Origin of the sequence: Kitasatospora phosalacinea, from assembly GCF_030268885.1 — a bacterium.
GTDB lineage: Bacteria > Actinomycetota > Actinomycetes > Streptomycetales > Streptomycetaceae > Kitasatospora > Kitasatospora phosalacinea_C.
This window is the reverse complement of sequence record NZ_BSSA01000005.1, coordinates 111,403-134,406: the sequence shown is the minus strand read 5'-3', so window position 1 is coordinate 134,406 and position 23,004 is coordinate 111,403. Positions and strand designations below refer to the sequence as shown.

Sequence of the window (23,004 nt, the reverse complement as noted above, 5' to 3'; positions counted from 1 at the left end):
AGCGGTGTTGCCACATCAACTTCTCCCAACCTAGAGTTGACGTGACAACTCCTCCGGAAGGAAGACCATGCCGCTCCGCATCGCGCTCATCCTCGGAAGCACCCGCCCCGGACGCCGCGGCGACCAGATCGCCGCCTGGGCCCTGGAGGCCGCCCGCGCCCACGGCGGGGCCGACTACGAACTCCTCGACCTCGCCGACCACGGCCTCGGCAACCTCGACGAACCCGGCAACCCGAACTTCCAGCAGTACCGGCACGACCACACCCGCGCCTGGGGCGCACTCGTCGACGGCTTCGACGGCTACGTGTTCCTCGTCCCCGAGTACAACCACTCCTACCCCGGAGCCCTGAAGAACGCCCTGGATCACGTCTACCGGGAGTGGAACGACAAGGCCGCCGGAATCATCAGCTACGGCGGCTGGGCCGCCGGGGCCCGGGCCGCCGAGGCGCTGCGGCTCGTCCTCGCCGAACTCCAGGTGGCCACCGTCCGCGCCCAGCCCACCATCTCCACGCACGCCTCGTTCCGCACCGGCGCCTTCGTCCCCCCGGAGGGCCTCGACACCGCCGTGGGCGGCATGCTCGACCAGGTGATCGCCTGGTCCGGCGCCCTGCGCGGAGTGCGCCGGGCCAGGCCGCAGGCGCCCGCGGCCGCGTGAGGCCGGCCCCCGGTCAGCGGTGCGCCTCCTCGCGCCGCTCCAGCCACTCGAGGTACCAGCTGCCGAAGGTGTGCCGGTTCCCCCTCGCGTCGAGGTACGGCTCGAAGGGCGGGTTGACGTCGCAGTCCCGGTCGCGGACCTCCCCGCGGTGCGGGCCGACGACGACGAGCCAACCGGTCACCCCGCACCCGTTCTCGCTGACGAGGACCGCGCCCCGCCCGCGCTCCAGGTACCAGGCCTCCTCCCCGGCGTCCCCGAAGACCGTGCGGTAGTCGTCCAGGTGGTCCGACTCCCCGTCCCGGGCGGTGGGTTCGCACCCGGCGGCGCGGAGGGTCGCCACCTGCCGGTCGACCCAGCCCCCGGTCTCCACGAACGGCCCGCTCGGGTCCAGCAGCCAGTGGTACCCCGCGTCCGAGAGCCATCCCCACGTCCCGTCGACGCGGCACAGGGACGTGAGCCGCCCCGGCCCGGGGCCGCCGGCCCCGACCTCGGCGAGGAACGCGCGGTACTCGTCGGGGAGCGCGACACCGTACTGCGCCTCGACCTCCGCGATCTCGGCGGGGGTCAGGACGGGTTCGAACGTCGGCCGCGGGGACGGCCCGTGGCCGCGGGCCCGCCGCTCCGCCTCCTCCACGGCGATGACGCGCTCGCGGACGTTCGACCAGTCCATCGGGGTGTTCACGGCTCTCCTGTCGACGGCGGGCACGGACACTACCGCCCGCCGCCGACGTCCGGCCTCCCGCCCCCGTCCGGAGCGCGCTCAGCGCGGGGCGAGTCCGTCCAGGACGAGGTCGACCAGGGCGGTGACGTAGGCGGGGGTGACGGGTTCGCCGAGCAGCAGGTGGCGGGCGAACAGCGGGCTCATCAGGGCCTCGACGGCGGCGCGGGGGTCGGCGTCGGGGCGGATCTCGCCGCGGGCGGCGGCCCGGTGCAGCAGGTGTTCGGCGCGGGCGAGGCGGTCGGCCCAGTAGGCGTCGCGGCCGGTGCGGGTCTCGGCGGTGGCGGGGGCGATGCTCAGGTGGAGCAGTGCGGGGCCCTCGGGGGTGTCGAGGAACGCGGCGAGGGCGGTGAGGAGTCGGCGCAGGTCCTCGCGCAGGCTGCCGGTGTCGGGCAGCGGCAGGGCCTGGTCGGTGTAGTCGGCGAGGGCCGCGCGCAGCAGGTGCTCGCGGGTGCCCCAGTTCCGGTAGATCGAGGTCTCGTGGACGCCCGCGGCGGCGGCGACCGCCGCGACGCTCGCGGCCTCCAACCCGCCCTCGGCGAGCAGTCGCACGGTGGCGTCGAGCACGGCCCGGCGCATCGCGGCGCCGCGGCGGCGCAGCGGGGCGGCGGGCTCGGACCGGTCCTGGGGCGTCTCGTCCTGGGGCACCCCCGGAGCCTAACGCAGGGCGCCTTGCGTTGCCCGGGGCCGCGACGTAGCCTCGGCAATGCAAGTCACCCTGCGATAGCCCGCCGGGCCCGCCGGATGCGCCGGATGCGCTCCGGAGCCCTTCCGGCACCTACCGGCACCTACCGGCGCCCTCCGGCCCGGGCTTCGCGGGCGACAACGAGGCCGAGACCGCCGACGGCTCGCCGCCGGCCGGAGAGGAACACCGCCATGGCCGTGATGCGCGCCGTCCGTCTGCACCTGCCCACCCGCACGCTGAGCGTGGAGGAGGTGGAGCGTCCGGTGCCCGGCCCCGGCCAGGTGCTGGTGAAGGTCGAGGCGGCGGGCGTCTGCCTGTCCGACGTCCACCTGGTCGACGGCACCCTCACCCCCCTGTACCTGCCCGGCGAGAGCGTCACGCTGGGGCACGAAGTCGCCGGTACCGTCGCCGAGTTGGGCCCGGAGTCGGGCCGCTGGCAGGTCGGCGACCGGGTGGTGCTGCAGGCCGGCGAGAAGCGCGACGGGATCACCTGGACGCGCGGCGTCGACTACGACGGCGGCTGGGCCGAGTACGCGCTGGCCCGGGTCGACACGCTGTTCGCACTGCCCGGGTCGATCCCGTTCGAGCAGGGCTCGATCATCCCGGACGCGGTCTCCACCCCGTGGGGCGCGGTGACCACCACCGGCGGCGTCCGCCCGGCCGAGCCGGTCGGCGTCTGGGGCGTGGGCGGCCTCGGCGCGCACAGCGTGCAACTGCTGCGCGCGGTCGGCGCCCACCCGATCGTCGCGGTCGACCCGGCGCCCGCCGCCCGCGAGCGCGCCCTCGCCTTCGGCGCGGACCTCGCGCTGGACTCCGCCGACCCCGAGCTCGCCGCGAAGATCGGCGCGGCCACCGGCGGGGCGGGCCTGGCCGCGGCGTTCGACTTCGCCGGGGTGCCCGCCGTCCGCGAGCAGGCCCTGAAGGTGCTCGGCGCACGCGGCCGCCTGGTGCTGGTCGGGCTGACCGACCAGCCGCTGACGGTCGCGGACGGCATCCGCTTCTCGTACCTGCAGCAGCAGATCCTGGGCCACTACGGCTCCGAGGAGGAGGCCGTCCCGCAGCTGATCGCCCTCGCCGCGGGCGGCCGGCTGGACTTCTCCCGCTCCGTCAGCGAGGTCCTCCCGCTGGAGCGGGCCGCCGAGGCGGTCGAACGCCTGCACACCAAGCAGGGCAACCCGATCCGCCTGATCCTGAAGCCCTGACGGCCCGTCCGTGCACCGGGACGGGGGTCGCGGACGGAGCGGGCAGGTTGGTTCCGTCCAGGCCGTGGATCTCCTGTCCTTCCGGCAGCGTCACGGGAACGCTGCCGGCCAAGGCCTCCAGAGCGGCCTTGAGCTTCGGGGAGGCGGCCCCCTCCTTGGTGGTCTGCACCTGGACCCCCGCGGCACCGGGCGCCATCTGGACGGCGAAGACCTGCACCGGGAGCGCGTCGACCCGGGCCGCGTCCCCGATCTCGCCGGTGGCGTAGACTTTCACCCTGCCGGCCTGCGCGGCGGGCTCCAGGCCCCCGAAGACGGACTCGAACGGGCCGCGGCCCTGCTCGCCCAGGACGTCCGCCACAGCACGCGACGACGTCAGGACCTCCGCCTGCCGCGCCGGGCCGAGCACGGCGGACCGGTCGTGCCAGCGGACCTGACCGTACATCAGTTGCTCACCGACGACAGTTCGACCGCACGGAACGAGACCGGGCCACCGGGCAGGCGCGCGGGGGCGGCCGCCCGGCGGGACCTGGGTGCGACGTGTGACGTGGGTGGAGACAAGAACGTGGAGACCCACGCTCCGGTGACCTTGAACCACCACCTGGTCCCGACCCGCCCGGACACCCGGTTCTTCGATCTGGCCGAGCGCCTCGGACCGCAGATCAAGGGCCTGGAGGAGTCCGACTGGGACGGGGCGGGCGTCATCTTCCGCGGAGCGACTCCGACCTTCGGCGGGCCGGACGGTCTCATCCCCGTCGCCCGCACGGACCGCCGGGAGGGCGCCTTCCTCGTCCGGTCGGCGAGCAGTGGGGACCGGCACATGGCGGGCGTCGTTCTCGACGGCCGGTTCGTCGAGTACGAGATGGGCTTCAGCGAATGGCTCCACCGCTACCTCGTGGGCGAGGACATGTTCGGCCCGCGTAGTGGCGTGTTCCATCCGGGCCCGCTGATGATCGAGGCTCTCCCCGAGGCGCCCGGTGACGCGGTCACTGCACGCCGCGGGCCCGCTCGGATGATCTGAACGACCCGAGGACGCATCCGGGGCCGACGCGGCCGACGCCTGCCGTGACCGTCAGTGGCCGCCGTTCCGGACGCCCGTCCGTGGCGGGACCGGTCGCCGTACGGCCCGGCCGTGCCACCGACCGCGTACGCGCCCAGCAGGCACAGGCACGCATCTCGGCACGGGCGAGCGCGGCTCCACCGCCCTGGTCGATGGAGCCCACCGGCCCGTCAGGACACCGGTGGTGCCGGTCCGGGCCCACGTCGAGCACGGCCTCGCCGACCCGGCCGTCACGGCCCTCGACCGGCTCGAAGCCTCGCCCGCAACCGGCTCGAACGACTGCAGTACCGGCCCGACACCCCAATGGCTTCATGGCCGGCAGCGGCCCGACTACCAGGCGGTGCTCCGACCCCTGACATTCACCGTGCGCGTCGGCCGGCCGAGCCCGCCGGTGTGGATCCAGCCCCGCTCGGCCACCTGGCCGGAGGCGGTCAGGGACTCTGCCTGCCCCTGCGGGGCCAGCGCCCGGTTGTACCTCTGGCACAGGGCGTGCCCCGTGTCCGCGAACAAGTACCTTTCCGCGTAGATCTGCCCGTTGTGCTCCCATTCGTGTCGTACGACGGGCCTCAGCAGGACGGCCTCGAACCACGTGGCGGCGGCCTCGGCGAGTTCCCCGGAGGAACCGGTCGCCTCCATCGCCAGATCTGTCGGTCGGTCCGGCAGGTAGTGCAGCTGATTGTGGAGACGGTCGCCGCGGACGGTGGAACCGATCAGATGCACCCCGATGTCCGCGAGGGAGATCCGGTTGTCCCGATCGCTCAGGCCGACGACGGCCAGGAGCGATGAGTCGTCCTCAGGACGTCCCACCCAGCTGTAGGCAGGCGGGACGGTCCATGAGCCGGCGCGCTCCCGGAGTGCCGCCGCGAAGGCGAGCTCGGCGGCACTGAACCCGAACTCGTCTTCAGGGTCGTCTGTTTCGAACCACGGATTCTCGGGCACGGCGACCACTGTAGAACGCGTGACCGGCCGAGGGCGGCGCGATACCGGCTCGGCTCTTCGGAGAACGGTCACACGGCCGGGACGGCCTGGAACACCAGCCGGTTCGGATGCCGCATCGACGCGCGACGGTCCCGGCCGAGGCACCCGCACCCTCGGGCCGACTTGAAGATCATTTCGCCAGGAGCACCGAACCCGGGGCGCCCTGCGGGGCTTGCCCTGGAGTGAACTCCAACTCCTAGGCTCACAGCCGTTCGCCCCGCGACCACGGTCGCCCGCAGCCCAAGGAGCCCCCTCGTGAACACCACCACCACGGACACCGCCGCCGCCACCGTCGAGGCCGCCACCACCCGGCAGGAGCGCCTCGACCACGGCCTGGAGGTGCTGCGCGGGATCGACGGCGACGCGGGCACCGACGTGCTCGCCTCGCTCGCCGACGTCTCCCCCGAACTCGCCCACCAGGTCGCCGCCTGGGGCTTCGGCGAGATCTACGCCCGCCCCGTCCTGCCGCCCCGCGACCGCCAGTTGGTCACCCTCGGCATGCTCACCGCCCTCGGCGGCTGCGAGCCGCAGCTGCGCGTGCACGTCAACGCCTCCCTCAACGTCGGCCTCACGCCGGAGGAGATCGTCGAGGCCCTCCTGCACTCCGCCGTCTACTGCGGCTTCCCGCGCGCCCTGAACGCGACCCTCGCCGCCAGGCAGGTCTTCGCCGAGCGCGGCCTGCTGCCCGTCGCCCCCGCCGCCTGACCGGTCTTCCGCCGTTCCGGCGGCGGGGCGGTCCGTACGCCCGCCGGTCGGCCCGTCGGAACGTTCCCACGCGCAGGACCCGGGCCGCGCCGAACGCGGTCCGGGGGTGCGGGCGGGTCGCACTACAGTGCGGCCATGACGGACAACTCTTTTGGTAGGGCCGGGGTTTCGAGCCCCGGTGACAGCTGGGACGCGCAGTTGGCCGAGGCGTTCGGGGTGCTGCTCGGGCGGCCGCTCGACGGGGAGGACGCGGGGGCCGTGTACGCGGCCGGGATCGACGGCAACCTGATGGACGAGATCGGGTTCAGGACGGATCCGGGCTGGGTGCGTCCGGCCGCGCTGCGGGGCGAGGAGCCGGTGCCGGGGTTCTGGGTGTACGACGCGGCGCGCGAGGAGCCGCGGTTCGACGCGAGCCGGTCGCTGTTCGACTTCGCGGCGGACGGGCCGGGACGGGAGGCACTGCCCCCGGCGTTCGCGGCGGCGGTGGAGGCGGCGTGCTTCCGGCCGTCCCTGGTCCGGGGCGCGGACCTCGCGCCGCTGGTCGAGGAGCACGGGGTGGACCTGGGCGATCCGGCGTTCAAGGGGGCCTGGTCGGTGCGCTTCGCCCGGCTGGTGTCGGACGGGACCCTGTTCGGGGCCTTCGCGGCGGCGTTGCAGACCGGGCGGACGCCGGAGGAACTGCTGGAGTTCGAGTTCGACCCGGAGGAGGAGGTCGCCGGGTCCTGGGCGGAGGAGCTGGCCGCCGTCGGGCACCCGGCGCTCCGCCACCACGTGGCCTTCTTCTGCACCGGGGGCGACTCGGGCCTGGTGCCGGTCGACCCCGGGAGCCGGGGGCACGCCCTGGCCGGGGACGGCTGCGCCCGGGTGATCGGCTGGGAGGACGGGTACGGCCAGATCGAGGTGGACGTCCTCCGGCTGAGCGAACAGGTGGCCGGCCCGCGTCGCTGAACGGCGCGCGGAGCGGTGCGCGGAGGGGGCGGTGGTCCGCGGCACGGCCCGACACGGGCCCTCCAGTCGGGTTCCATCGTCTCTTCGCAACTGATCTTGCGTCAATCTGTATCTTTTTTGCACACACCCGTGGACTTCCTGCTGCGCCGCGCCCTACGCTCGGCACGCCCGGCCACCACCCGGGCCCTCCCCCCTGCAGGAAGCACGGTCACCCATGCAGAATCCCCCCACCCGCGCCAGGCGGACCGTCGCGTCGTTGACCACCCTCGCGCTCGGCGCCACCGGCCTGTTGGCGGTGGCGTTCGTGAACGCCGGTGCGGCCCACGCCGCCGCGGTCCCCACGCTGTCGCCGCTGGCCGTCCCGAACCGCGGGGCGAGCGTCCCGTTCGTCGAGCAGGAGGCCGAGTACGCGGCCACCAACGGCTCCGTGGTCGGCCCCGACCGGCAGTACGGGCACCTGGCCTCGGAGGCCTCCGGACGGCAGGCCGTGACGCTGAACGCGGTCGGCCAGTACGTGGAGTTCACGCTCACCGCGCCCGCCAACTCGATCGACTTCCGCTACAGCCTGCCGGACTCCCCGGACGGCAAGGGCCGCGACGCCTCGATGGACCTGCTGGTCAACGGGCAGAAGCTGAAGAGCGTCGACGTGACCTCCAAGTACAGCTGGTACTACGGCGGTTACCCGTTCAACAACAACCCGGGCGACAGCAACCCGCACCACTTCTTCGACGAGACCCGCACCCTGCTGGGCAGCACCTACCCGGCGGGGACGAAGGTCCGGCTGCAGGTCTCCTCCACCGCCCAGTCGCCGAGCTTCACCGTCGACCTGGCCGACTTCGAGAAGGTCGCCGACCCGATCGCCAAGCCGGCGGGCGCGATCGACGTGGTTGCCGACTACGGCGCCGACCCCACCGGCGCCACCGACTCCACCGCGAAGTTCCAGGCCGCGGTCGACGCCGGGGCGGCGCAGGGCCGGACGGTGTACATCCCGCAGGGCACCTTCACGCTGTACGACCACGTGGTGGTCGACAAGGTGACACTGGCCGGGGCGGGCCCCTGGTACAGCGTGCTGGGCGGGCGCGACCCGATCAACCGCAACCGGGCGGCGGGCATCTACGGCAAGTACGTGGCCGGTGGCGGCTACGGCGGCGGCATCCGGCCGCAGGAGGCCGGCGGCCCGAGCCAGAACGTCACCCTGAAGGACTTCGCGATCATCGGCGACGTCCGCGAGCGGGTCGACGACGACCAGGTCAACGGCCTGGGCGGCGCGATGTCCAACTCCACCGTCGACAACCTGTGGATCCAGCACACCAAGGTCGGCGCCTGGATGGACGGCCCGATGGACCGCTTCACCATCAAGAACAGCCGGATCCTCGACCAGACCGCGGACGGCGTCAACTTCCACACCGGCGTGACCAACTCGACGGTCACCAACACCTTCCTGCGCAACACCGGCGACGACGGCCTGGCGTCCTGGCCGGAGCGGCTGGCCAACGTCAACGACAGCTTCACCCACAACACGGTGGTGCTGCCGATCCTCGCCAACAACATCGTCACGTACGGCGGCAAGGACTTCACCATCTCGGACAACGTGATGGCCGACACCATCACCAACGGCGGCGGCCTGCACATCGCCAACCGCTACCCGGGCGTCACCTCCGGCAACGGCACCGCCGTCTCCGGCACGATCACCGCGGCCCGCAACACCCTGGTCCGCACCGGCAACAGCGACTACAACTGGCAGTTCGGCGTCGGCGCGATCTGGTTCGACGGCCTGAACGAGCCGATCACCGGTGCGACCGTCAACATCAGCGACACCGACATCCTGGACAGCTCCTACGAGGCGATCCAGACCATCGAGGGCGGCGTCACCGGCGTCAACCTGACCAACGTGAACATCGACGGCGCGGGCACCTACGCGATCCAGGCGCAGGCCAACGCGCAAATGAAGTTCACCAACGTCAGGGCCAGGAACATCGCGCAGGCCGCCACCCCGATCCACAACTGCGTGGGCACCGGCTTCCAGATCACCGACGGCGGCGGCAACTCCGGCCTGAGCGGCTCCACCTGCACCGGCCAGTGGCCCGCGCCGGTCTGGACGTACAACGGCGTCCCGGTCGGCGGCGACAACGGCGGCACCGGCTCGCCGTCCCCGTCCCCGTCCACCTCGGCCCCGGCCTCGCCGTCCCCGTCCGCCTCGGCCTCGGCCTCGTCGAACTGCCCGAGCGGCACCGGCAACCTCGCCCAGGGGCGCCCCGCCACCGCCTCCGGCACCAACGCCGGGCTGGGCGCGGGCAACGCGGTCGACGGTGACGCCAACACCTACTGGGAGAGCGCCAACAACGCCTTCCCGCAGTGGATCCAGGTCGACCTGGGCTGCGCGACCGGTCTGACCAAGGCCGTCCTGAAGCTGCCCCCGGCCGGCGCCTGGGCCACCCGCACCCAGACCCTGACCGTCCAGGGCTCCACCGACGGCAGCACCTTCACCACCCTGGTCGGCTCGGCGGGCTACGTCTTCGACCCGGCCACCGGCAACACCGTGACCGTCAACCTCCCCGCCACGCCCACCCGTTACCTGCGACTGACCGTCACCGGGAACACCGGCTGGCCCGCCGGGCAGCTCTCCGAGCTGCAGGCGTTCGGCGGCGGCACCTCCTCGCCGTCGCCGTCCACCTCGGCCCCGGCCTCGCCGTCCCCGTCCGCCTCGGCCTCGTCGACCTGCCCCGGCAGCACCGGCAACCTCGCCCAGGGGCGCCCCGCCACCGCCTCCGGCACCAGCCAGACCTACGGGCCCGGCAACGCGGTCGACGGTGACGCCAACACCTACTGGGAGAGCACCAACAACGCCTTCCCGCAGTGGATCCAGGTCGACCTGGGCTGCGCACGCAACCTGAGCCGGGCCGTCCTGAAGCTGCCCCCGGCCGGCGCCTGGGCCACCCGCACCCAGACCGTCACCGTCCAGGGCTCCACCGACGGCACCACCTTCACCACCCTGGTCGGCTCGGCGGGCTACGTCTTCGACCCGGCCACCGGCAACACCGTGACCGTCAACCTCCCCGCCACGCCCACCCGTTACCTGCGACTGACCGTCACCGGGAACACCGGCTGGCCCGCCGGGCAGCTCTCCGAGCTGCAGGCGTTCACCTCCTGACCCGGTCGCCGTCCGGGGCCCGGACCGGGCGGGGAGCCTCCTCCCGGCCCCGGGCGGCGACCGCCCCACCACCGATCCCCGCCCGGCCCTCCACGGCCGGGTGGGGATCGCCGTTCCCGCACCCCGGTCGGTGCGCGAGCACCTCGCGGGGCCACGGGGATCAGCGACGGGTGCGGGTGGCCTCCGCGGCGCCGTACGCGACGTCGGCGGAGAGCAGCACCAGGAAGCTGCCGACCACGCACAGTCCGGCCGGGACGCCGGTGGCGATCCGGACGAACGCGCCGCGCCCGGCGTCGTACGCGTCCCGGCTGAGGTCGGTGCGGACGCCCCCGTGCTGCAGGTAGTAGCCGGTGGCGTCCCGGTGGGCGTGTTCGGCGCCGCCCGCCGTGGCCAGGCCGAGGCCGACCAGGCAGAGGGCGAGCCCGTACCAGGTCTTCAGTCCGCGCGGCAGGTGCCAGACGTACGGCACCGGGTCGAACCAGCCGCCGCGGCGCGGGAAGGGGACGGCGAAGCAGCGGACGAGTGCGGAGACCAGGAGCAGCACCACCAGCCCGGCCAGGCCCGCCCACAGCCAGACCGGGGCGATCAGCCGCAGCGGCGGGGCGGTCGCGACGAGGCAGAGCAGTTCGGCGGCGAACAGCACCCACGCCGCGGCGAAGTGCAGTCGGTGACTGCCCGTCAGAACTTCCATGTCACGCCCCCGTACCCGTCCGCGGTCGCTCGAAGTGCGGGTCGGCAGCCTACCGCCGCCCACCCCTTGCCTGCCCCGAGCACCGCGCCGGGATGCCGCCGCGGCGATCGAAGCAGAAGCCGAAACTTTCGGGGAATTTACCCCTCGCGGAGCTCCCCGCTCTCCTATCGTAGCTACCTTTCACTCCCCCGAAATCAGTCGGCGCAGCGGTTCGACTGCCGCAAGCGGCCCTTGAACTGCGGAAGTTCCCCATCTTGGAGATTCCTGACCGCTCCAGATCATTTCGCAAGCGTGTCGAAAGTGTTGACAGTCCGACAGCTGCGGGCCAGCATCGTCGCCATCGACCGGCCCTGCTGCACGCTTCTGTCAGCCCCCACCCGAAGAGGAAGCACGCACGTGAAGCCCACCCACTCCACCCGGGGCGGCCGCCTCTCCCGGCTCGCCGGCAAGGCCCCCATCCTTGCCGCGGCCTGCGCGGCCGTGCTCGTCATCCCCAACGTCGCGAGCGCCGACACGACCATCTCGACGAACAGCACCGGCACCAACAACGGGTACTTCTACTCGTTCTGGAGCCAGAACAGCGGCCAGGCGTCCATGACCCTGGGCGCCGGCGGCCAGTACAGCACCACCTGGAACAACGTCACCAACTTCGTCGCCGGGAAGGGCTGGAACCCCGGCACGACCGACGCCGTGACGTACTCGGGCACGTTCAACTGCAACGGCAACTGCTACCTGTCGCTGTACGGTTGGACCACCAACCCGCTCATCGAGTACTACATCGTCGACAACTACGGGAACTACAACCCGAGCACGGGCGCCGCCAAGCTGGGCTCGGTCGTCAGCGACGGCAGCACCTACGACCTGTACTCGACGCAGCGCACCGACGCCCCCTCCATCGAGGGCGACCACTCGAACTTCACCCAGTTCTGGGCGGTCCGCCAGTCGAAGCGCACCGGTGGCACCATCACCGTGTCCAACTTCTTCAACGCGTGGGCGAAGGCGGGCCTGAACCTCGGCACCCCGAACTACGAGATCCTGGCCACCGAGGGCTACGGCAGCAGCGGCAGCTCCAACATCACGGTCAGCCACGGGACCGGCACCACCAGCCCGTCGCCCAGCCCGACCGGCGGCACCAGCCCCTCGCCCAGCCCGTCGTCCGGCCCGACCGGCGGCACCGGCAGCGGCTGCACCGCGACCTTCACCAACTCGTCCGACTGGGGCGCCGGTTACACCGGCGCGGTGACCGTCAAGAACAACGGGTCGACCCCCACCAACGGCTGGAAGGTCACCATGACCTACAGCGGGAACCAGACGGTCACCAACCTCTGGAACGGCAGCTACACCCAGTCCGGCAACGTCGTCACGGTGAACAACGCCGCCTACAACGGCTCCGTCCCGGCGGGCGGCACCACCAGCTTCGGCTTCAACGCCAACTACAGCGGCAGCAACGCCGCTCCGGCCCTCACCTGCACCACCAGCTGACCGGGCACCACCAGCTGACCGGGCTCCACCAGGCGCCCGGGCCGAGACGGCGGAGCGGGGCGCACGCGGTCGGCGTGCGCCCCGCTCCGTCCGGTTCCGCGGGACCGCTCAGGCCCGTGGGGCCGCTCGGCCCGGCGGGCCCGTCAGCCGGTGGTGTGCGGCGGGGTGTTGCCGCCCCCGGTCGGACTCGGCGACGCGCTCGGCGAGGCGCTCGCGGACGGGCTGGGCGAGGAGGTCGGGGTCGGGTCGAGCGAGACGTTCAGTCCGCAGGCGTTGTTCAGGTCCGCGGTCAGAGAGGCCTGGGCGGCCGCCGCCTGGACCGCGGTGACCGTGGTGTCCCCGTTGTCGTAGGCGGCGAGGGTGGTCGCGTAGCCGACGGCGCTGCCGGTCGCCTTGCCCGCGAGCTCCTGGAGCAGGCTGCCGAGCTCGGCGCGGGTGAGGACACTGCCGGCGGTCCGGTCGAGCGGCGCCGCCAGCGAGCAGTAGGTGTCCTGCGGGGCGGTGGTGCCGACGACCGCCGCGCGGCGGGCCACCGGGTCCAGCGCGAAGTTCTGCTGGGCCACCGGGTCGGGCGCGGTCCCGGTGAGCAGCGCGGCCACCGAGGTGCCGCCCTGGCCGACCACCTTGTCGAGCACGGTGGCCGGGGCGGTGTCGGCGGACGCGTCGGCGCCGGAACCCGGGTCGGCGGCGGTGGAGTTGCCGGGCCCGGCGGCGGCGATCTTCATGAGCGAGTCCGGGGTGACCGCCGTCCCCTCGTACTCGCCGTTGCCGACCGTGTTGTTGTCGTAGGGCAGGCGGGCGCCGCCGCCGATCGGGGCCCACTCGCCGCTGGCGAAGCGGGCCAGGGTGAGCAGGTAGGTGTGACCGACCTCCAGCCGCGAGCCCTCGGTCGACAGCGGGGTCCGGGTCGAGCCGGTGAAGGCCCAGCCGTCCACGACCAGGGTCAGGGTGGTGGGGAGCGCGGGGGCCCCGCTGCGGTCCCAGAGGGTCTGCTGGACGGCCAGGGTGACCGTGCGGCTGACGTAGCCCTCCCCGGAGGCCTGTTCCTCGGCGGACGGCGTGTCGGCGGTCTCGGCGGTGACCTTGGCGACGACGGTGTGGTCGCCGTAGGAGACCCAGTCCCGGGCGGTGTCCGAGGGGAGCCGCTCCTTGGCGTCGGCCAGGATGACCCGGTGCCCGGCGGCGGGGGCCGCGGAAGCCGCGGGGGTGTGGTGGGTGCCCGTGCCGAGGGTCACGGCGACGGCGGTGGCCGCGGCGGTGACGGCGAGGGCGGCGGCGATGCGGCGGCGAGTGGTCATGTCCGTGGTCCCCATCAGTACGTCGCGTTGATCTCGGCCCGGTTGTTGGCACCGAGGTAGTAGGTGTCGATCTCGGTCATGCAGCCGACGATCGTGTTGTTCGGGTCCACCTTGGGGGAGGCGTTGTTGCCGTGGGTGAGGCCGACGGCGTGGCCGGTCTCGTGGCAGGCGTCGGACTTGTTGATGCTGAAGTGCTTGTTGAAGCGGACGTAGTGCTGGTCGCACTTGGTGGCGGTCACCGCGTCGTCGCACCAGGTCATGCCGATGTAGGAGTCCGACAGCGTGCCGGACTGGTAGATGATGTCGGTCTCCGACGAACCGGTGTACACGCCCGACGACTTGACGGAGACGGCCAGGTCGGTGGGGCTGTAGTAGGAGCTGAGCGCCGACTTGATGGTGCTCTTGGCGCCGGAGCTCAGCGAGCCCTGCATGTAGACCGTCAGGTCGGCGTTGTCGGTCTGGCAGAAGTGTCCCTGCGAGAGGCTGCCGTCGTAGCAGGTCGGGTAGTAGTTGCCGGTCGGGTACATGTTGTCGATGGACGCCTGCGCCACTGTGGGCGTGAGCATGACAGCAGCCGTCGCGAGGACGGCCGCCACCCGGTACGAGCGGGGCAAGGGAGCTCCCAGGGGATGTGGGGGGATTCCGCGGAACCTTGAATGGTCACCGCCAAGCAGAGCCTGATGGAAATCCAATGGCGGGTCAAGTCCCTTTTGTTGTCTGCATTTTGATGATTCGTGAGCACCTGGAACGCATTGGCGCCGACTGCGGCCAAAGGCGGTTCGGTACCGCTGTCGGCCGTTCCGGACGGGTATGTTCCGGCGCCCCCACCAGCACATCGGCAGGGCGGGCTCCGCCGCTGCGCCGTTCTGCGGCACCGTGCGCGTCGAAAGCAATTCCCTTGCTGCACAAGCACTTTGGCGTTATTTCGAATCCGTACCATGGTGGCACCGTCGGCCGGTCGGGCCTTTTGCCGCGCACGAGGGCGCACCCGAACGGCCCGTGCGGCCGGGTGGCCGGGGCGTCGAGCCGGGTCGGTCAGGGGGCGTCGAGGCCGTCGGGGGCGGTGTCGGCGAGGCCCAGGCGGAGGTGCTCGGTGTGGTAGACGGCCTGGTCGAGGAGTTCGGCGACGTGGTTGTCGTGGAGGGCGTAGACGACGGAGCGGCCCCGGCGGGTGCCGACGACGAGCCCGAGGTTGCGCAGGAGGCGGAGCTGGTGGGAGCAGGCGGACTGCTCCATGCCGACGGCGGTGGCCAGCTCGGTCGCGGCGCAGGGCCCTTCGCGCAGGCGGGCGAGGATCAGTAGGCGGGAGGGCGTGGCGAGGGCCTGGAGGGTGGTGGCAACGCGGGCGGCGTTGTCGGCGTCCAGGCGGATGCGCGGGACGGCGTTCTCGGCGGGGGCGGCTCCATGACCCATGCGGCCATACTACAGATGACGAATGAAGGACTGTTCATGTGTTCCTGTATCGTCGGAAGGGTCGTCCCCGCTGCCCCCGGCCTGCGTGAAGGGTTCCGTTCGCCATGCCCTCTTCCACCCTGATCGAGCGCCCCGTCCAGGCGCCGACGCCGGACGCGGTCGCGCCCCGGCGGCGCACCCGGATCCTCGCGCTGCCGGAGGCCCGGTGGGCCGCGGCGTCGCTGGCGCTGTTCCTGCTGGCGCTGCCGCTGCAGCTGGCCGGCGCCCCGGCGTGGGCGTGGGGTCCGCTGTACGCGCTGTCCTACGCCACCGGCGGGTGGGAGCCCGGCTGGGCGGGGCTGCAGGCGCTGCGCGAGAAGACGCTCGACGTCGACCTGCTGATGATCGTGGCGGCGCTGGGCGCGGCCGCGGTCGGGCAGGTGATGGACGGCGCGCTGCTGATCGTCATCTTCGCCACCTCGGGCGCACTGGAGGCGATCGCCACCGCCCGCACCGCCGACTCGGTGCGCGGCCTGCTCGACCTGGCGCCCGCCACGGCGACCGCGCTGTCCGTCGACGGCACCGAACGGACCGTCCCGGTCGAGGAGTTGGCGGTCGGCGACGTGGTGCTGGTGCGTCCCGGCGAGCGGATCGGCGCGGACGGCCGGGTGCTGGACGGGGCGAGCGAGGTCGACCAGGCGTCCATCACCGGTGAGCCGCTGCCGGTGGCCAAGCAGGTGGGCGACGAGGTGTTCGCCGGGACGCTGAACGGCACCGGCGCGCTGCGGGTGCGGGTCGAGCGGGACGCCGCGGACTCGGTGATCGCCCGGATCGTGAGGATGGTCGAGGAGGCGTCGGAGACCAAGGCCCCGACGCAGCTGTTCGTCGAGAAGGTCGAGCAGCGCTACTCGCTGGGCATGGTGGCCGCGACGCTCGCGGTGTTCGCGGTGCCGCTGCTGGTCGGCGCGGCGTTCACGGACTCGCTGCTGCGCGCGATGACGTTCATGATCGTGGCCTCGCCGTGCGCGGTGGTGCTGGCGACGATGCCGCCGCTGCTGTCGGCGATCGCGAACTCCGGGCGGCACGGCGTGCTGGTGAAGTCCGCGGTCGTCATGGAGCGCCTGGGCCGGGTCGACGCCGTGGCGCTGGACAAGACCGGCACCCTCACGGAGGGCACCCCCCGCGTCACCGACGTCCGCCCGCTGCCCGGCTCCGGCCTGGACGAGGACGGGCTGCTGGCCCTGGCCGCCGCCGCCGAGCACCCCAGCGAGCACCCGCTGGCCCGCGCCGTCGTCGACGCCGCCCGCGCCCGCCACCTCACGCCGGCCCCGGCCGCGGACTTCACCTCCACCCCGGGCGTGGGCGTCAGCGCCGTCGTCTCCGGACGCACGGTGGCGGTCGGCGCGCCCGCCCGGCTGCACGGCTCCGCCGGCCCGGCCGCTGCCCCGACCGGCGCGATGACGGCCGCGACGACGGCCGCCGCCCGGAGCGCCGCGGTGGCCGCCGAGCTGGAGGAGGCGGGCCGCACCGCCGTCCTGGTCGAGGCGGACGGGGTGCCGGTGGGCGTGCTGGGCATCGCGGACCGGCTCCGGCCGGACGCCGCCGCCACCGTCGGCGCGCTGGCGGCCCTGACCGGCACCGCCCCGGTGCTGCTGACCGGCGACAACCCGCGCGCCGCGGGGCGCCTGGCCGCCGAGGTCGGCATCACGGACGTCCGGGCCGGGCTGCTGCCGCAGGACAAGGTCGCCGCGGTGCGGGAGCGGGAGGCCGCGGGACACAGGGTGTTGGTGGTCGGCGACGGCGTCAACGACGCCCCCGCCCTGGCCGCCGCGCACACCGGCGTCGCGATGGGCCGGGCCGGGTCCGACCTCGCGCTGGAGACCGCCGACGCGGTGGTCGTGCGCGACGAGCTCGCCACCGTCCCCGCCGTGGTCGCCCTCTCCCGCCGGGCCCGCTCCCTGGTCGTGCAGAACCTGGTGATCGCGTCGGTGTTCATCGGCGTGCTGGTGGTGTGGGACCTGTGCGGCACCCTGCCGCTGCCGCTGGGCGTGCTGGGCCACGAGGGCTCCACCGTCATCGTCGGCCTGAACGGCCTGCGCCTGCTGCGCGACGCCGCGTGGGACCGGGCGGCGGCCGGGGGACGGCGGTGAGCCGCCGGGACGGGGGCGCCCCGGCGCCGCGGGGTAGGGTCACCGCCGTGACCACCATGATCGAACCGGGGGCCGCCCGCCCCGTCCGCGTTGCTCCCGCTGCTGCCTCGGAGGGCGTCCGATGAGCCGCCGTTCCCGCACCAGGGCGGCCGAGGTGCCCGCGCAGGGCGGTGCGGCCGCCCGCTGCACCGTCTCGGTCTGCCGGGGCTGCTGCTGCGGCACGCCGAAGGTGCCGCGGCTGGACCACGCCGCGCAGCTCGCCGAGTTGCGGGCGGGCCTCGCGGAGGTCGCCACCGTCCGTCCGGTGCCCTGCCTGGACTCCTGCGAGCACGCCAACGTGGTCGTCGTCCAGCCCTCGGCGGAGGGTCGGCGGGCGGGCGGCCGGCCGGTGTGGCTGGGGCTGGTCAACGACCGCGACGCCTCCGCCGACATCACCGCCTGGATCGCGGCGGGCGGGCCGGGCCTGGCCGAGATGCCCGCCATCCTCGACCTGTACGTCTTCTCGCCCTCCCGCCGCGTCCGGGAGCAGCTCGACTCCTGAGCGCGGCCCCTGAGCTCGACTCCTGGGCTCGGCCGCTGATCTCGTCCCGGCCCCGGCAGCGGTCCCTCCCGGCTCCTCCCGGCCCTTCCCGGCCCTTCCCGGCCCCCCGGGGGGTGCCGTCGGTACGGGGTGCCGTTGGCGCGGCCCGGTCCCGGATGGCTACCATCCCGAATATGCGGACGAGCGAAGGCGTGGAGTGGGGCCTGCACTGCTGCCTCGTCCTGCTCCTGGTGGGCGGCACGGAGCCGGTGCCCTCGGCCCGGCTGGCCGCGATGTTCGAGCTGTCGCCGACGTACCTGAACAAGGTGCTGCAGCGGCTGACCCGGGCCGGGCTGCTGAGCTCGACCTCCGGGCCGCGCGGCGGGGTCCGGCTGGCCCGGGAGCCGGAGCGGATCACGATGATGGACGTGGTCGCGGCCGTCGAGGGGCCGGACCCGCTGTTCGCCTGCGCCGAGATCCGGCAGCGCGGCGCGGGCGCGGAGGGCGCGGCGGCCCGCGAGTTCGCCCGGCCGTGCGGGGTCTCCACCGCGATGCGCCGGGCCGAGCTGGCCTGGCGCCGCGAGCTGTCCGGCCGGACGGTCGCCGACCTGGCGGCGGCCACCCCGGCCGCGTCGGTGGCCCGGATCCGCGCCAACTACGCCCGCCTGGCGGGGACTTCCGCCTGAACCCCGCCCGGCCCCGACGACGCTACATCCACATGAACGGCATGCCCGCGACGGCCGCCGCGGACCGGTTGCTGGAGGCCAGCACCTCGTCCGCCTTGTCCGGGGAGGCGGCCGCCCGCTGGTCGAGGTAGCGCGAGACGGTCAGCGTGATGTGGTGGCCGACCAGTTCGACCCGGGTCGCCGACAGCGGCCTGACGCCCTCGGCGGGGGCGAACTGCCCTTCCGGGTAGGTGAATTCGAAGTTCGCGGCATTGTCCCGGACGGTCTGCAGGGCCTTGGCCGCGGCGCCCGCGTCGAGGAAGCGCAGCACCGTCACGCTGGAGACCACCGGCTGGTCGCCGCGGGTGAGCGCGACCCCGATCCAGCCCTGGCAGCCGAGGTCTGCCAGCACGTTGCGGGTCTTGTCGTTCTGCACGGCCGCGCAGTCCGTCCCCTCCCGGGAGGCCGAGCGGCGGGCGCGGTAGCCGTCGTACTCGTAGGTCCGCTGCGCCGGGAAGTACCGTTCCGCGACGAAGGACTGGGACTCCGTCAGCGGCGGCGCGGGGTGGCCCGCCACGGCCGCGGCGGTCTGGGGCTTGTCGCCGGACGGCACGCCCGTCGCGGTCTCCCCCTGGTGCGGCGAGGTCGCCACCACCCAGACCCCGCCGGTCGCGAGCACCGCGACGACGCTCCACAGCAGGGCCAGCCGCCGCCGCTCGCCGACCGCCCGGTGCCCGGTCGGCGGCTGCTCGTCGTCCGGGCGTGCGGGCGCCCCCCGCTGGATGGTCATGGCGCAGATTGTAAGCAGTTGATCGGACGGTCGTTCCTTCGGGTCGGACGTCCGCGTACTTCTGGTCGTCCGCGCGCCCCGGTTCGTCCGCGCGCTCGGTTCGCCCGGCTGCTCCGGGCCGCCCCCGCTCCGGTTCGCCCGCGCGCCGGTCCGACCCCCCCGCTACGCTGTGTGACGCATCTCTCCTGCGCCCCCGGCGCCGCTCCGGGCGGCCGGTGGTCGGCGAAACGGCAGGTTGGGGCCGTGTTGTGACAACCGGCACAGCCTTCGGGCGATCTTCTGGCGGGTTCCCTCTGGCGGACGTCGGGGCGGCCCGGGCAGGATCGGGCCATGGACCTCCTCGACATCCTGACCGACAAGGGCCTTCGCCGGGAACTGCCCACCCGGGAGGAGGCGCTGGCCGTGCTGGCCACCACCGACGACCAGTTGCTGGACGTGGTCGCGGCCGCCGGCCGGGTGCGCCGGCAGTGGTTCGGCCGCCGGGTGAAGCTCAACTACCTGGTGAACCTGAAGAGCGGCCTGTGCCCGGAGGACTGCTCGTACTGCTCGCAGCGCCTCGGCTCGAAGGCGGAGATCCTCAAGTACACCTGGCTGAAGCCGGACCAGGCCGCCGAGGCGGCGGCCGCGGGCGTCGCGGGCGGGGCGAAGCGGGTCTGCCTGGTGGCGAGCGGGCGCGGCCCGACGGACCGCGACATCGACCGGGTCGCGGACACCATCGCGGCGATCAAGGACGCGGACGCGAGCGTCGAGGTCTGCGCCTGCCTGGGCCTGCTCTCCGACAACCAGGCCGAGCGGCTGAAGGCGGCCGGGGCCGACGCGTACAACCACAACCTGAACACCTCCGAGTCCACCTACGGCGACATCACCACCACCCACACCTACGCGGACCGGGTCGACACCGTCGCCAAGGCGCACGGCGCGGGCCTGTCCGCCTGCTCGGGGCTGATCGCGGGCATGGGCGAGAGCGACGAGGACCTGGTCGACGTGGTGTTCGCGCTGCGCGAGCTGGACCCGGACTCGGTGCCGGTGAACTTCCTGATCCCGTTCGAGGGCACCCCGCTCGCCGAGGAGTGGAACCTCACCCCGCAGCGCTGCCTGCGGATCCTGGCGATGGTCCGGTTCGTCTGCCCCGACATCGAGGTGCGGATCGCCGGTGGCCGCGAGGTGCACCTGCGCTCGATGCAGCCGCTGGGCCTGCACATCGCCAACTCGATCTTCCTGGGCGACTACCTGACCAGCGAGGGCCAGGCCGGGCAGGCCGACCTCGACATGATCAAGGACGCCGGTTTCGAGGTGGAGGGCGCCGAGCAGACCACCCTCCCCCGCCACCGCGCCCACGCCGCCGCGGGCGGCGGCTGCGGCGGCCACCAGGAGGAGGGCGCCTGCGGGACGGGCGGCGGCTGCGGCACCGCTTGCGGCACCGTCTGCGGCGGCCACGGCGAGGCGCCGGAGGCCGTCGAGACCGCGGACGTCGAGTCCGCGGGCACCAGGGCCGCGGGCACCGAGGACGAGGCGCGCACCGACCTGGTCCGGGTGCGCCGCCGCGGCGCCGGCACCGAGCTGGCGCCGAACGCCTGATGGCCCGTCAGCACACCGTGGACGCAGCGCAGTTGCTCGACCTGGACCGGGCGCACGTCTGGCACCCGTACGGTCCGATGCCGGGGACGTCCCGTCCCCTCGTGGTGGAGTCGGCCGCGGGCGTGCGCCTGCGGCTGGCCGAACCCGTGGGCGGGCACCGGGAGCTGGTCGACGGCATGTCGTCCTGGTGGGCGGCGGTCCACGGCTACCGTCACCCGGTGCTGGACGCCGCGGTGCGCACCCAGCTCGACTCGATGAGCCACGTCATGTTCGGCGGGCTGACCCACCGCCCTGCCGTCGAACTGGCGGTCAAGCTCGTCGAGTTGACGCCCGAGCCGCTGCAGCACGTGTTCCTCGCCGACTCCGGTTCGGTGTCGGTCGAGGTCGCGCTGAAGATGTGCCTGCAGTACTGGCGCTCGCTCGGCCGCCCGGAGAAGCACCGGGTGCTGACCTGGCGCGGCGGCTACCACGGCGACACCTTCCACCCGATGTCGGTGTGCGACCCCGAGGGCGGGATGCACCACCTGTGGGGCGGGGTGCTGCCCCGGCAGCTGTTCGCCGACGAGCCGCCCGCCGGGTACGACGCCCCCGCCGACCCGGCGTACCTCGCGCACCTGGCCGGGCTGGTCGAGCAGCACGCGGGGGAACTCGCCGCCGTGATCGTCGAACCGGTCGTGCAGGGCGCGGGCGGGATGCGCTTCCACAGCCCCGCGTACCTGCGTGCGCTGCGGGAGCTGTGCGACGCGCACGACGTGCTGCTGGTCTTCGACGAGATCGCCACCGGCTTCGGCCGCACCGGCGAGCTCTTCGCCGCCGACCACGCGGGCGTCTCCCCCGACGTGATGTGCCTGGGCAAGGCGCTGACCGGCGGCTACCTGACCCTGGCCGCCACGCTGTGCACCGGCCGGGTCGCCGAGGGCATCTCGCGCGGCGAGGTCCCGGTGCTGGCGCACGGCCCGACCTTCATGGGCAACCCGCTGGCCGCGGCCGTCGCCAACGCCTCGATCGACCTGCTGCTGGAGCAGGACTGGCGCGCCGAGGTGCGGCGGATCGAGACCGGTCTGCGCGCCGCGCTCGCCCCGTGCGCCGGGCGGCCCGGGGTCGCGGACGTCCGGGTGCTGGGCGCGATCGGCGTGGTCCAGTTGGACGCGCCCGTGGACATGGCGGCGGCCACCGCGGCCGCCACCGAGCAGGGCGTGTGGCTGCGGCCGTTCCGCGACCTGATCTACACCATGCCGCCGTTCGTCACCGGGGACGAGGACCTCGCCGCGATCGGCCGGGCGGTCGCCGCCGCGGCCGCCGCCTCGACCGCCTCGTCCGCCGCCACCGGCTAGGCGCCGCGCCCGCGCCCGGTGGCCCCGCGCTCCCCGTTGCCCTCATGCCCACCGGGCCACCGGGCCACCGGGCCACCGGGCAGGACGGGTCGGGCGGTCCGCCGCTGTCGCCGATCTGCTTCCCGTCCTCGTCCCCCTCCCCCACCACCCCCAGCCAGGAGCACCGCACCATGTCACCCGTCCTCTTCGTCACCGGCACCGGCACCGAGGTCGGCAAGACCCTCACCACCGCCGCGGTCGCCGCGCTCTGCTCCGAGCCGGTCGCGGTGCTCAAGCCCGGCCAGACCGGGCTCGGGCCGGACGAGCCGGGGGACGCGGACGAGGTCGCCCGGCTGGCCGGGCCGCTGGTGCGCCCGGTCGAGCTGGCGCGCTACCCGGAGCCGCTCGCCCCGGAGACGGCGGCCCGCCGGGCCGGGCTGCCGCCGCTGGACCCCGCGGACGTCGCCAAGGCCGTCGCCGGACTCGCCGCCGAGCACCGCACCGTCCTGGTCGAGGGCGCGGGCGGGCTGCTGGTCCGCTACGACGAGCAGGGGCACACCCTCGCCGACTTCGCCCTCGCCTGCCGGCTCCTGGGCCTGGACGTCGAGTTCCTGCTCGTCGCGGCGGCCGGCCTGGGCACCCTGAACGCCACCGCGCTCACCGCCGAGGCCCTGCACCACCGCGGCCTGCCGCTGCGCGGCACGGTCATCGGCTGCTGGCCCGCCGAGCCCGACCTCGCCACCCGCTGCAACCTCGCCGACCTCCCCACCGCCGCCGGAGCCCCCCTGCTCGGCGCCCTCCCGTCCGGCGCCGCCGCCCACACCCCCGCCACCTTCCGCCCCTTCGCCGCCGCGGCCCTGGCCCCGGCCCTGGGCGGCCGCTGGGACGCCGCCGCCTTCGCCGCCGCCCACCCGGCCTGATAGACGGCCCCGCCCCCGACGCCTCCCTCGCCCTGCGCGCGGGCCTGCACTCCCCCGCGCAGGCCCTGGAGTTCGTCCGCTGGCTGGCCGCCGCCTGGACGGACCG

21 protein-coding genes are annotated in these 23,004 nt (G+C 73.9%); 13 read left to right on the top strand and 8 right to left on the bottom strand.

Features of this window, described 5'->3' with window-relative positions:
* Positions 1 to 67 precede the first annotated feature (67 nt).
* Complete coding sequence (locus QSK52_RS09890; protein WP_285735566.1) at positions 68 to 655, top strand: NADPH-dependent FMN reductase; 588 nt, start codon at positions 68 to 70, stop codon at positions 653 to 655.
* A 13-nt stretch (positions 656 to 668) separates the two neighbouring features.
* Here the strand turns inward: QSK52_RS09890 and QSK52_RS09885 are convergent, their stop codons facing one another.
* Both QSK52_RS09885 and QSK52_RS09880 read right to left on the bottom strand, forming a co-directional pair.
* Entirely contained in the window at positions 669 to 1,337 is a 669-nt protein-coding gene (locus QSK52_RS09885) for an SMI1/KNR4 family protein (RefSeq protein ID WP_285735565.1), read from the bottom strand.
* Positions 1,338 to 1,415: 78 nt separating this feature from the next.
* Positions 1,416 to 1,952, bottom strand: a complete 537-nt coding sequence (locus tag QSK52_RS09880) for a TetR-like C-terminal domain-containing protein (protein ID WP_285735744.1) — start codon at positions 1,950 to 1,952, stop codon at positions 1,416 to 1,418.
* A gap of 297 nt (positions 1,953 to 2,249) precedes the next feature.
* On the opposite strand from QSK52_RS09880, the gene QSK52_RS09875 reads away from it, so the two are divergent.
* Both QSK52_RS09875 and QSK52_RS09870 read left to right on the top strand, forming a co-directional pair.
* A complete protein-coding gene (locus QSK52_RS09875) occupies positions 2,250 to 3,260 on the top strand; it encodes a zinc-binding dehydrogenase (RefSeq protein ID WP_285735564.1) in 1,011 nt (336 codons plus the stop codon).
* Between the two features lie 64 nt (positions 3,261 to 3,324).
* Positions 3,325 to 4,278 (top strand): hypothetical protein, encoded by a 954-nt coding sequence (locus QSK52_RS09870; protein WP_285735563.1) that lies wholly within the window; start codon positions 3,325 to 3,327, stop codon positions 4,276 to 4,278.
* Positions 4,279 to 4,647: 369 nt separating this feature from the next.
* Here the strand turns inward: QSK52_RS09870 and QSK52_RS09865 are convergent, their stop codons facing one another.
* Complete coding sequence (locus QSK52_RS09865) at positions 4,648 to 5,256, bottom strand: hypothetical protein (RefSeq protein WP_285735562.1); 609 nt, start codon at positions 5,254 to 5,256, stop codon at positions 4,648 to 4,650.
* Positions 5,257 to 5,550: 294 nt separating this feature from the next.
* On the opposite strand from QSK52_RS09865, the gene QSK52_RS09860 reads away from it, so the two are divergent.
* From QSK52_RS09860 to QSK52_RS09850, 3 genes are all read left to right on the top strand, one after another.
* Positions 5,551 to 6,000 carry a carboxymuconolactone decarboxylase family protein gene (locus QSK52_RS09860; RefSeq protein ID WP_285735561.1) on the top strand — a complete coding sequence of 150 codons (450 nt, stop codon included), beginning with the start codon at positions 5,551 to 5,553 and terminating at the stop codon, positions 5,998 to 6,000.
* Positions 6,001 to 6,135: 135 nt separating this feature from the next.
* Positions 6,136 to 6,948 (top strand): hypothetical protein, encoded by an 813-nt coding sequence (locus QSK52_RS09855; protein ID WP_285735560.1) that lies wholly within the window; start codon positions 6,136 to 6,138, stop codon positions 6,946 to 6,948.
* Between the two features lie 214 nt (positions 6,949 to 7,162).
* On the top strand, positions 7,163 to 10,099 hold the full coding sequence (locus QSK52_RS09850; protein ID WP_352230277.1) for a discoidin domain-containing protein: 2,937 nt from the start codon (positions 7,163 to 7,165) through the stop codon (positions 10,097 to 10,099).
* 160 nt (positions 10,100 to 10,259) lie between these two features.
* On the opposite strand, the gene QSK52_RS09840 is transcribed toward QSK52_RS09850, so the two are convergent.
* The gene (locus tag QSK52_RS09840) at positions 10,260 to 10,790 is read right to left on the bottom strand and encodes a hypothetical protein (protein ID WP_285735559.1); all 531 of its coding nucleotides are present in this window, start codon (positions 10,788 to 10,790) and stop codon (positions 10,260 to 10,262) included.
* Positions 10,791 to 11,186: 396 nt separating this feature from the next.
* On the opposite strand from QSK52_RS09840, the gene QSK52_RS09835 reads away from it, so the two are divergent.
* Positions 11,187 to 12,272 (top strand): glycoside hydrolase family 11 protein, encoded by a 1,086-nt coding sequence (locus tag QSK52_RS09835; protein ID WP_435053207.1) that lies wholly within the window; start codon positions 11,187 to 11,189, stop codon positions 12,270 to 12,272.
* 143 nt (positions 12,273 to 12,415) lie between these two features.
* Here QSK52_RS09835 and QSK52_RS09830 read toward each other — a convergent pair whose 3' ends face one another.
* The 3 genes from QSK52_RS09830 to QSK52_RS09820 all read right to left on the bottom strand — a co-directional run bounded on the left by QSK52_RS09830 (position 12,416) and on the right by QSK52_RS09820 (position 14,983).
* On the bottom strand, positions 12,416 to 13,570 hold the full coding sequence (locus QSK52_RS09830; protein ID WP_285735558.1) for a hypothetical protein: 1,155 nt from the start codon (positions 13,568 to 13,570) through the stop codon (positions 12,416 to 12,418).
* A 14-nt stretch (positions 13,571 to 13,584) separates the two neighbouring features.
* Entirely contained in the window at positions 13,585 to 14,136 is a 552-nt protein-coding gene (locus QSK52_RS09825; RefSeq protein WP_285735557.1) for a hypothetical protein, read from the bottom strand.
* 469 nt (positions 14,137 to 14,605) lie between these two features.
* Entirely contained in the window at positions 14,606 to 14,983 is a 378-nt protein-coding gene (locus tag QSK52_RS09820) for an ArsR/SmtB family transcription factor (protein ID WP_285735556.1), read from the bottom strand.
* A gap of 104 nt (positions 14,984 to 15,087) precedes the next feature.
* On the opposite strand from QSK52_RS09820, the gene QSK52_RS09815 reads away from it, so the two are divergent.
* The 3 genes from QSK52_RS09815 to QSK52_RS09805 all read left to right on the top strand — a co-directional run bounded on the left by QSK52_RS09815 (position 15,088) and on the right by QSK52_RS09805 (position 18,318).
* On the top strand, positions 15,088 to 17,112 hold the full coding sequence (locus QSK52_RS09815; protein ID WP_285735555.1) for a heavy metal translocating P-type ATPase: 2,025 nt from the start codon (positions 15,088 to 15,090) through the stop codon (positions 17,110 to 17,112).
* Between the two features lie 121 nt (positions 17,113 to 17,233).
* Positions 17,234 to 17,653 carry a (2Fe-2S) ferredoxin domain-containing protein gene (locus QSK52_RS09810; protein ID WP_285735554.1) on the top strand — a complete coding sequence of 140 codons (420 nt, stop codon included), beginning with the start codon at positions 17,234 to 17,236 and terminating at the stop codon, positions 17,651 to 17,653.
* 173 nt (positions 17,654 to 17,826) lie between these two features.
* Positions 17,827 to 18,318 carry an RrF2 family transcriptional regulator gene (locus QSK52_RS09805; protein ID WP_285735553.1) on the top strand — a complete coding sequence of 164 codons (492 nt, stop codon included), beginning with the start codon at positions 17,827 to 17,829 and terminating at the stop codon, positions 18,316 to 18,318.
* A gap of 22 nt (positions 18,319 to 18,340) precedes the next feature.
* On the opposite strand, the gene QSK52_RS09800 is transcribed toward QSK52_RS09805, so the two are convergent.
* Positions 18,341 to 19,087, bottom strand: coding sequence for a hypothetical protein (locus tag QSK52_RS09800; protein ID WP_285735552.1), 747 nt, complete (start codon positions 19,085 to 19,087; stop codon positions 18,341 to 18,343).
* Positions 19,088 to 19,417: 330 nt separating this feature from the next.
* Here QSK52_RS09800 and bioB point away from each other — a divergent pair, with 330 nt between their 5' ends.
* The 3 genes from bioB to bioD all read left to right on the top strand — a co-directional run bounded on the left by bioB (position 19,418) and on the right by bioD (position 22,898).
* Entirely contained in the window at positions 19,418 to 20,665 is a 1,248-nt protein-coding gene (gene bioB / locus QSK52_RS09795) for a biotin synthase BioB (RefSeq protein ID WP_285735551.1), read from the top strand.
* Positions 20,665 to 21,999, top strand: coding sequence for an adenosylmethionine--8-amino-7-oxononanoate transaminase (locus tag QSK52_RS09790; protein ID WP_285735550.1), 1,335 nt, complete (start codon positions 20,665 to 20,667; stop codon positions 21,997 to 21,999). Before bioB ends, QSK52_RS09790 begins: the two co-directional genes overlap by 1 nt.
* A gap of 170 nt (positions 22,000 to 22,169) precedes the next feature.
* Positions 22,170 to 22,898, top strand: coding sequence for a dethiobiotin synthase (gene bioD, locus QSK52_RS09785; protein ID WP_285735549.1), 729 nt, complete (start codon positions 22,170 to 22,172; stop codon positions 22,896 to 22,898).
* Positions 22,899 to 23,004: the final 106 nt, after the last annotated feature.

Excerpts from the sequence above, each read along its gene's own strand:
- QSK52_RS09890 (WP_285735566.1), top strand. The coding sequence starts at position 68 with ATGCCGCTCCGCATCGCGCTCATCCTCGGAAGCACCCGCCCCGGACGC.
- QSK52_RS09880 (WP_285735744.1), bottom strand. The coding sequence starts at position 1,952 with ATGCGCCGGGCCGTGCTCGACGCCACCGTGCGACTGCTCGCCGAGGGC.
- QSK52_RS09875 (WP_285735564.1), top strand. The coding sequence starts at position 2,250 with ATGGCCGTGATGCGCGCCGTCCGTCTGCACCTGCCCACCCGCACGCTG.
- QSK52_RS09855 (WP_285735560.1), top strand. The coding sequence starts at position 6,136 with ATGACGGACAACTCTTTTGGTAGGGCCGGGGTTTCGAGCCCCGGTGAC.
- QSK52_RS09850 (WP_352230277.1), top strand. The coding sequence starts at position 7,163 with ATGCAGAATCCCCCCACCCGCGCCAGGCGGACCGTCGCGTCGTTGACC.
- QSK52_RS09840 (WP_285735559.1), bottom strand. The coding sequence starts at position 10,790 with ATGGAAGTTCTGACGGGCAGTCACCGACTGCACTTCGCCGCGGCGTGG.
- QSK52_RS09830 (WP_285735558.1), bottom strand. The coding sequence starts at position 13,570 with ATGACCACTCGCCGCCGCATCGCCGCCGCCCTCGCCGTCACCGCCGCG.
- QSK52_RS09825 (WP_285735557.1), bottom strand. The coding sequence starts at position 14,136 with ATGCTCACGCCCACAGTGGCGCAGGCGTCCATCGACAACATGTACCCG.
- QSK52_RS09820 (WP_285735556.1), bottom strand. The coding sequence starts at position 14,983 with ATGGGTCATGGAGCCGCCCCCGCCGAGAACGCCGTCCCGCGCATCCGC.
- QSK52_RS09815 (WP_285735555.1), top strand. The coding sequence starts at position 15,088 with ATGCCCTCTTCCACCCTGATCGAGCGCCCCGTCCAGGCGCCGACGCCG.
- QSK52_RS09810 (WP_285735554.1), top strand. The coding sequence starts at position 17,234 with ATGAGCCGCCGTTCCCGCACCAGGGCGGCCGAGGTGCCCGCGCAGGGC.
- QSK52_RS09805 (WP_285735553.1), top strand. The coding sequence starts at position 17,827 with ATGCGGACGAGCGAAGGCGTGGAGTGGGGCCTGCACTGCTGCCTCGTC.
- QSK52_RS09800 (WP_285735552.1), bottom strand. The coding sequence starts at position 19,087 with ATGACCATCCAGCGGGGGGCGCCCGCACGCCCGGACGACGAGCAGCCG.
- bioB (WP_285735551.1), top strand. The coding sequence starts at position 19,418 with ATGGACCTCCTCGACATCCTGACCGACAAGGGCCTTCGCCGGGAACTG.
- QSK52_RS09790 (WP_285735550.1), top strand. The coding sequence starts at position 20,665 with ATGGCCCGTCAGCACACCGTGGACGCAGCGCAGTTGCTCGACCTGGAC.
- bioD (WP_285735549.1), top strand. The coding sequence starts at position 22,170 with ATGTCACCCGTCCTCTTCGTCACCGGCACCGGCACCGAGGTCGGCAAG.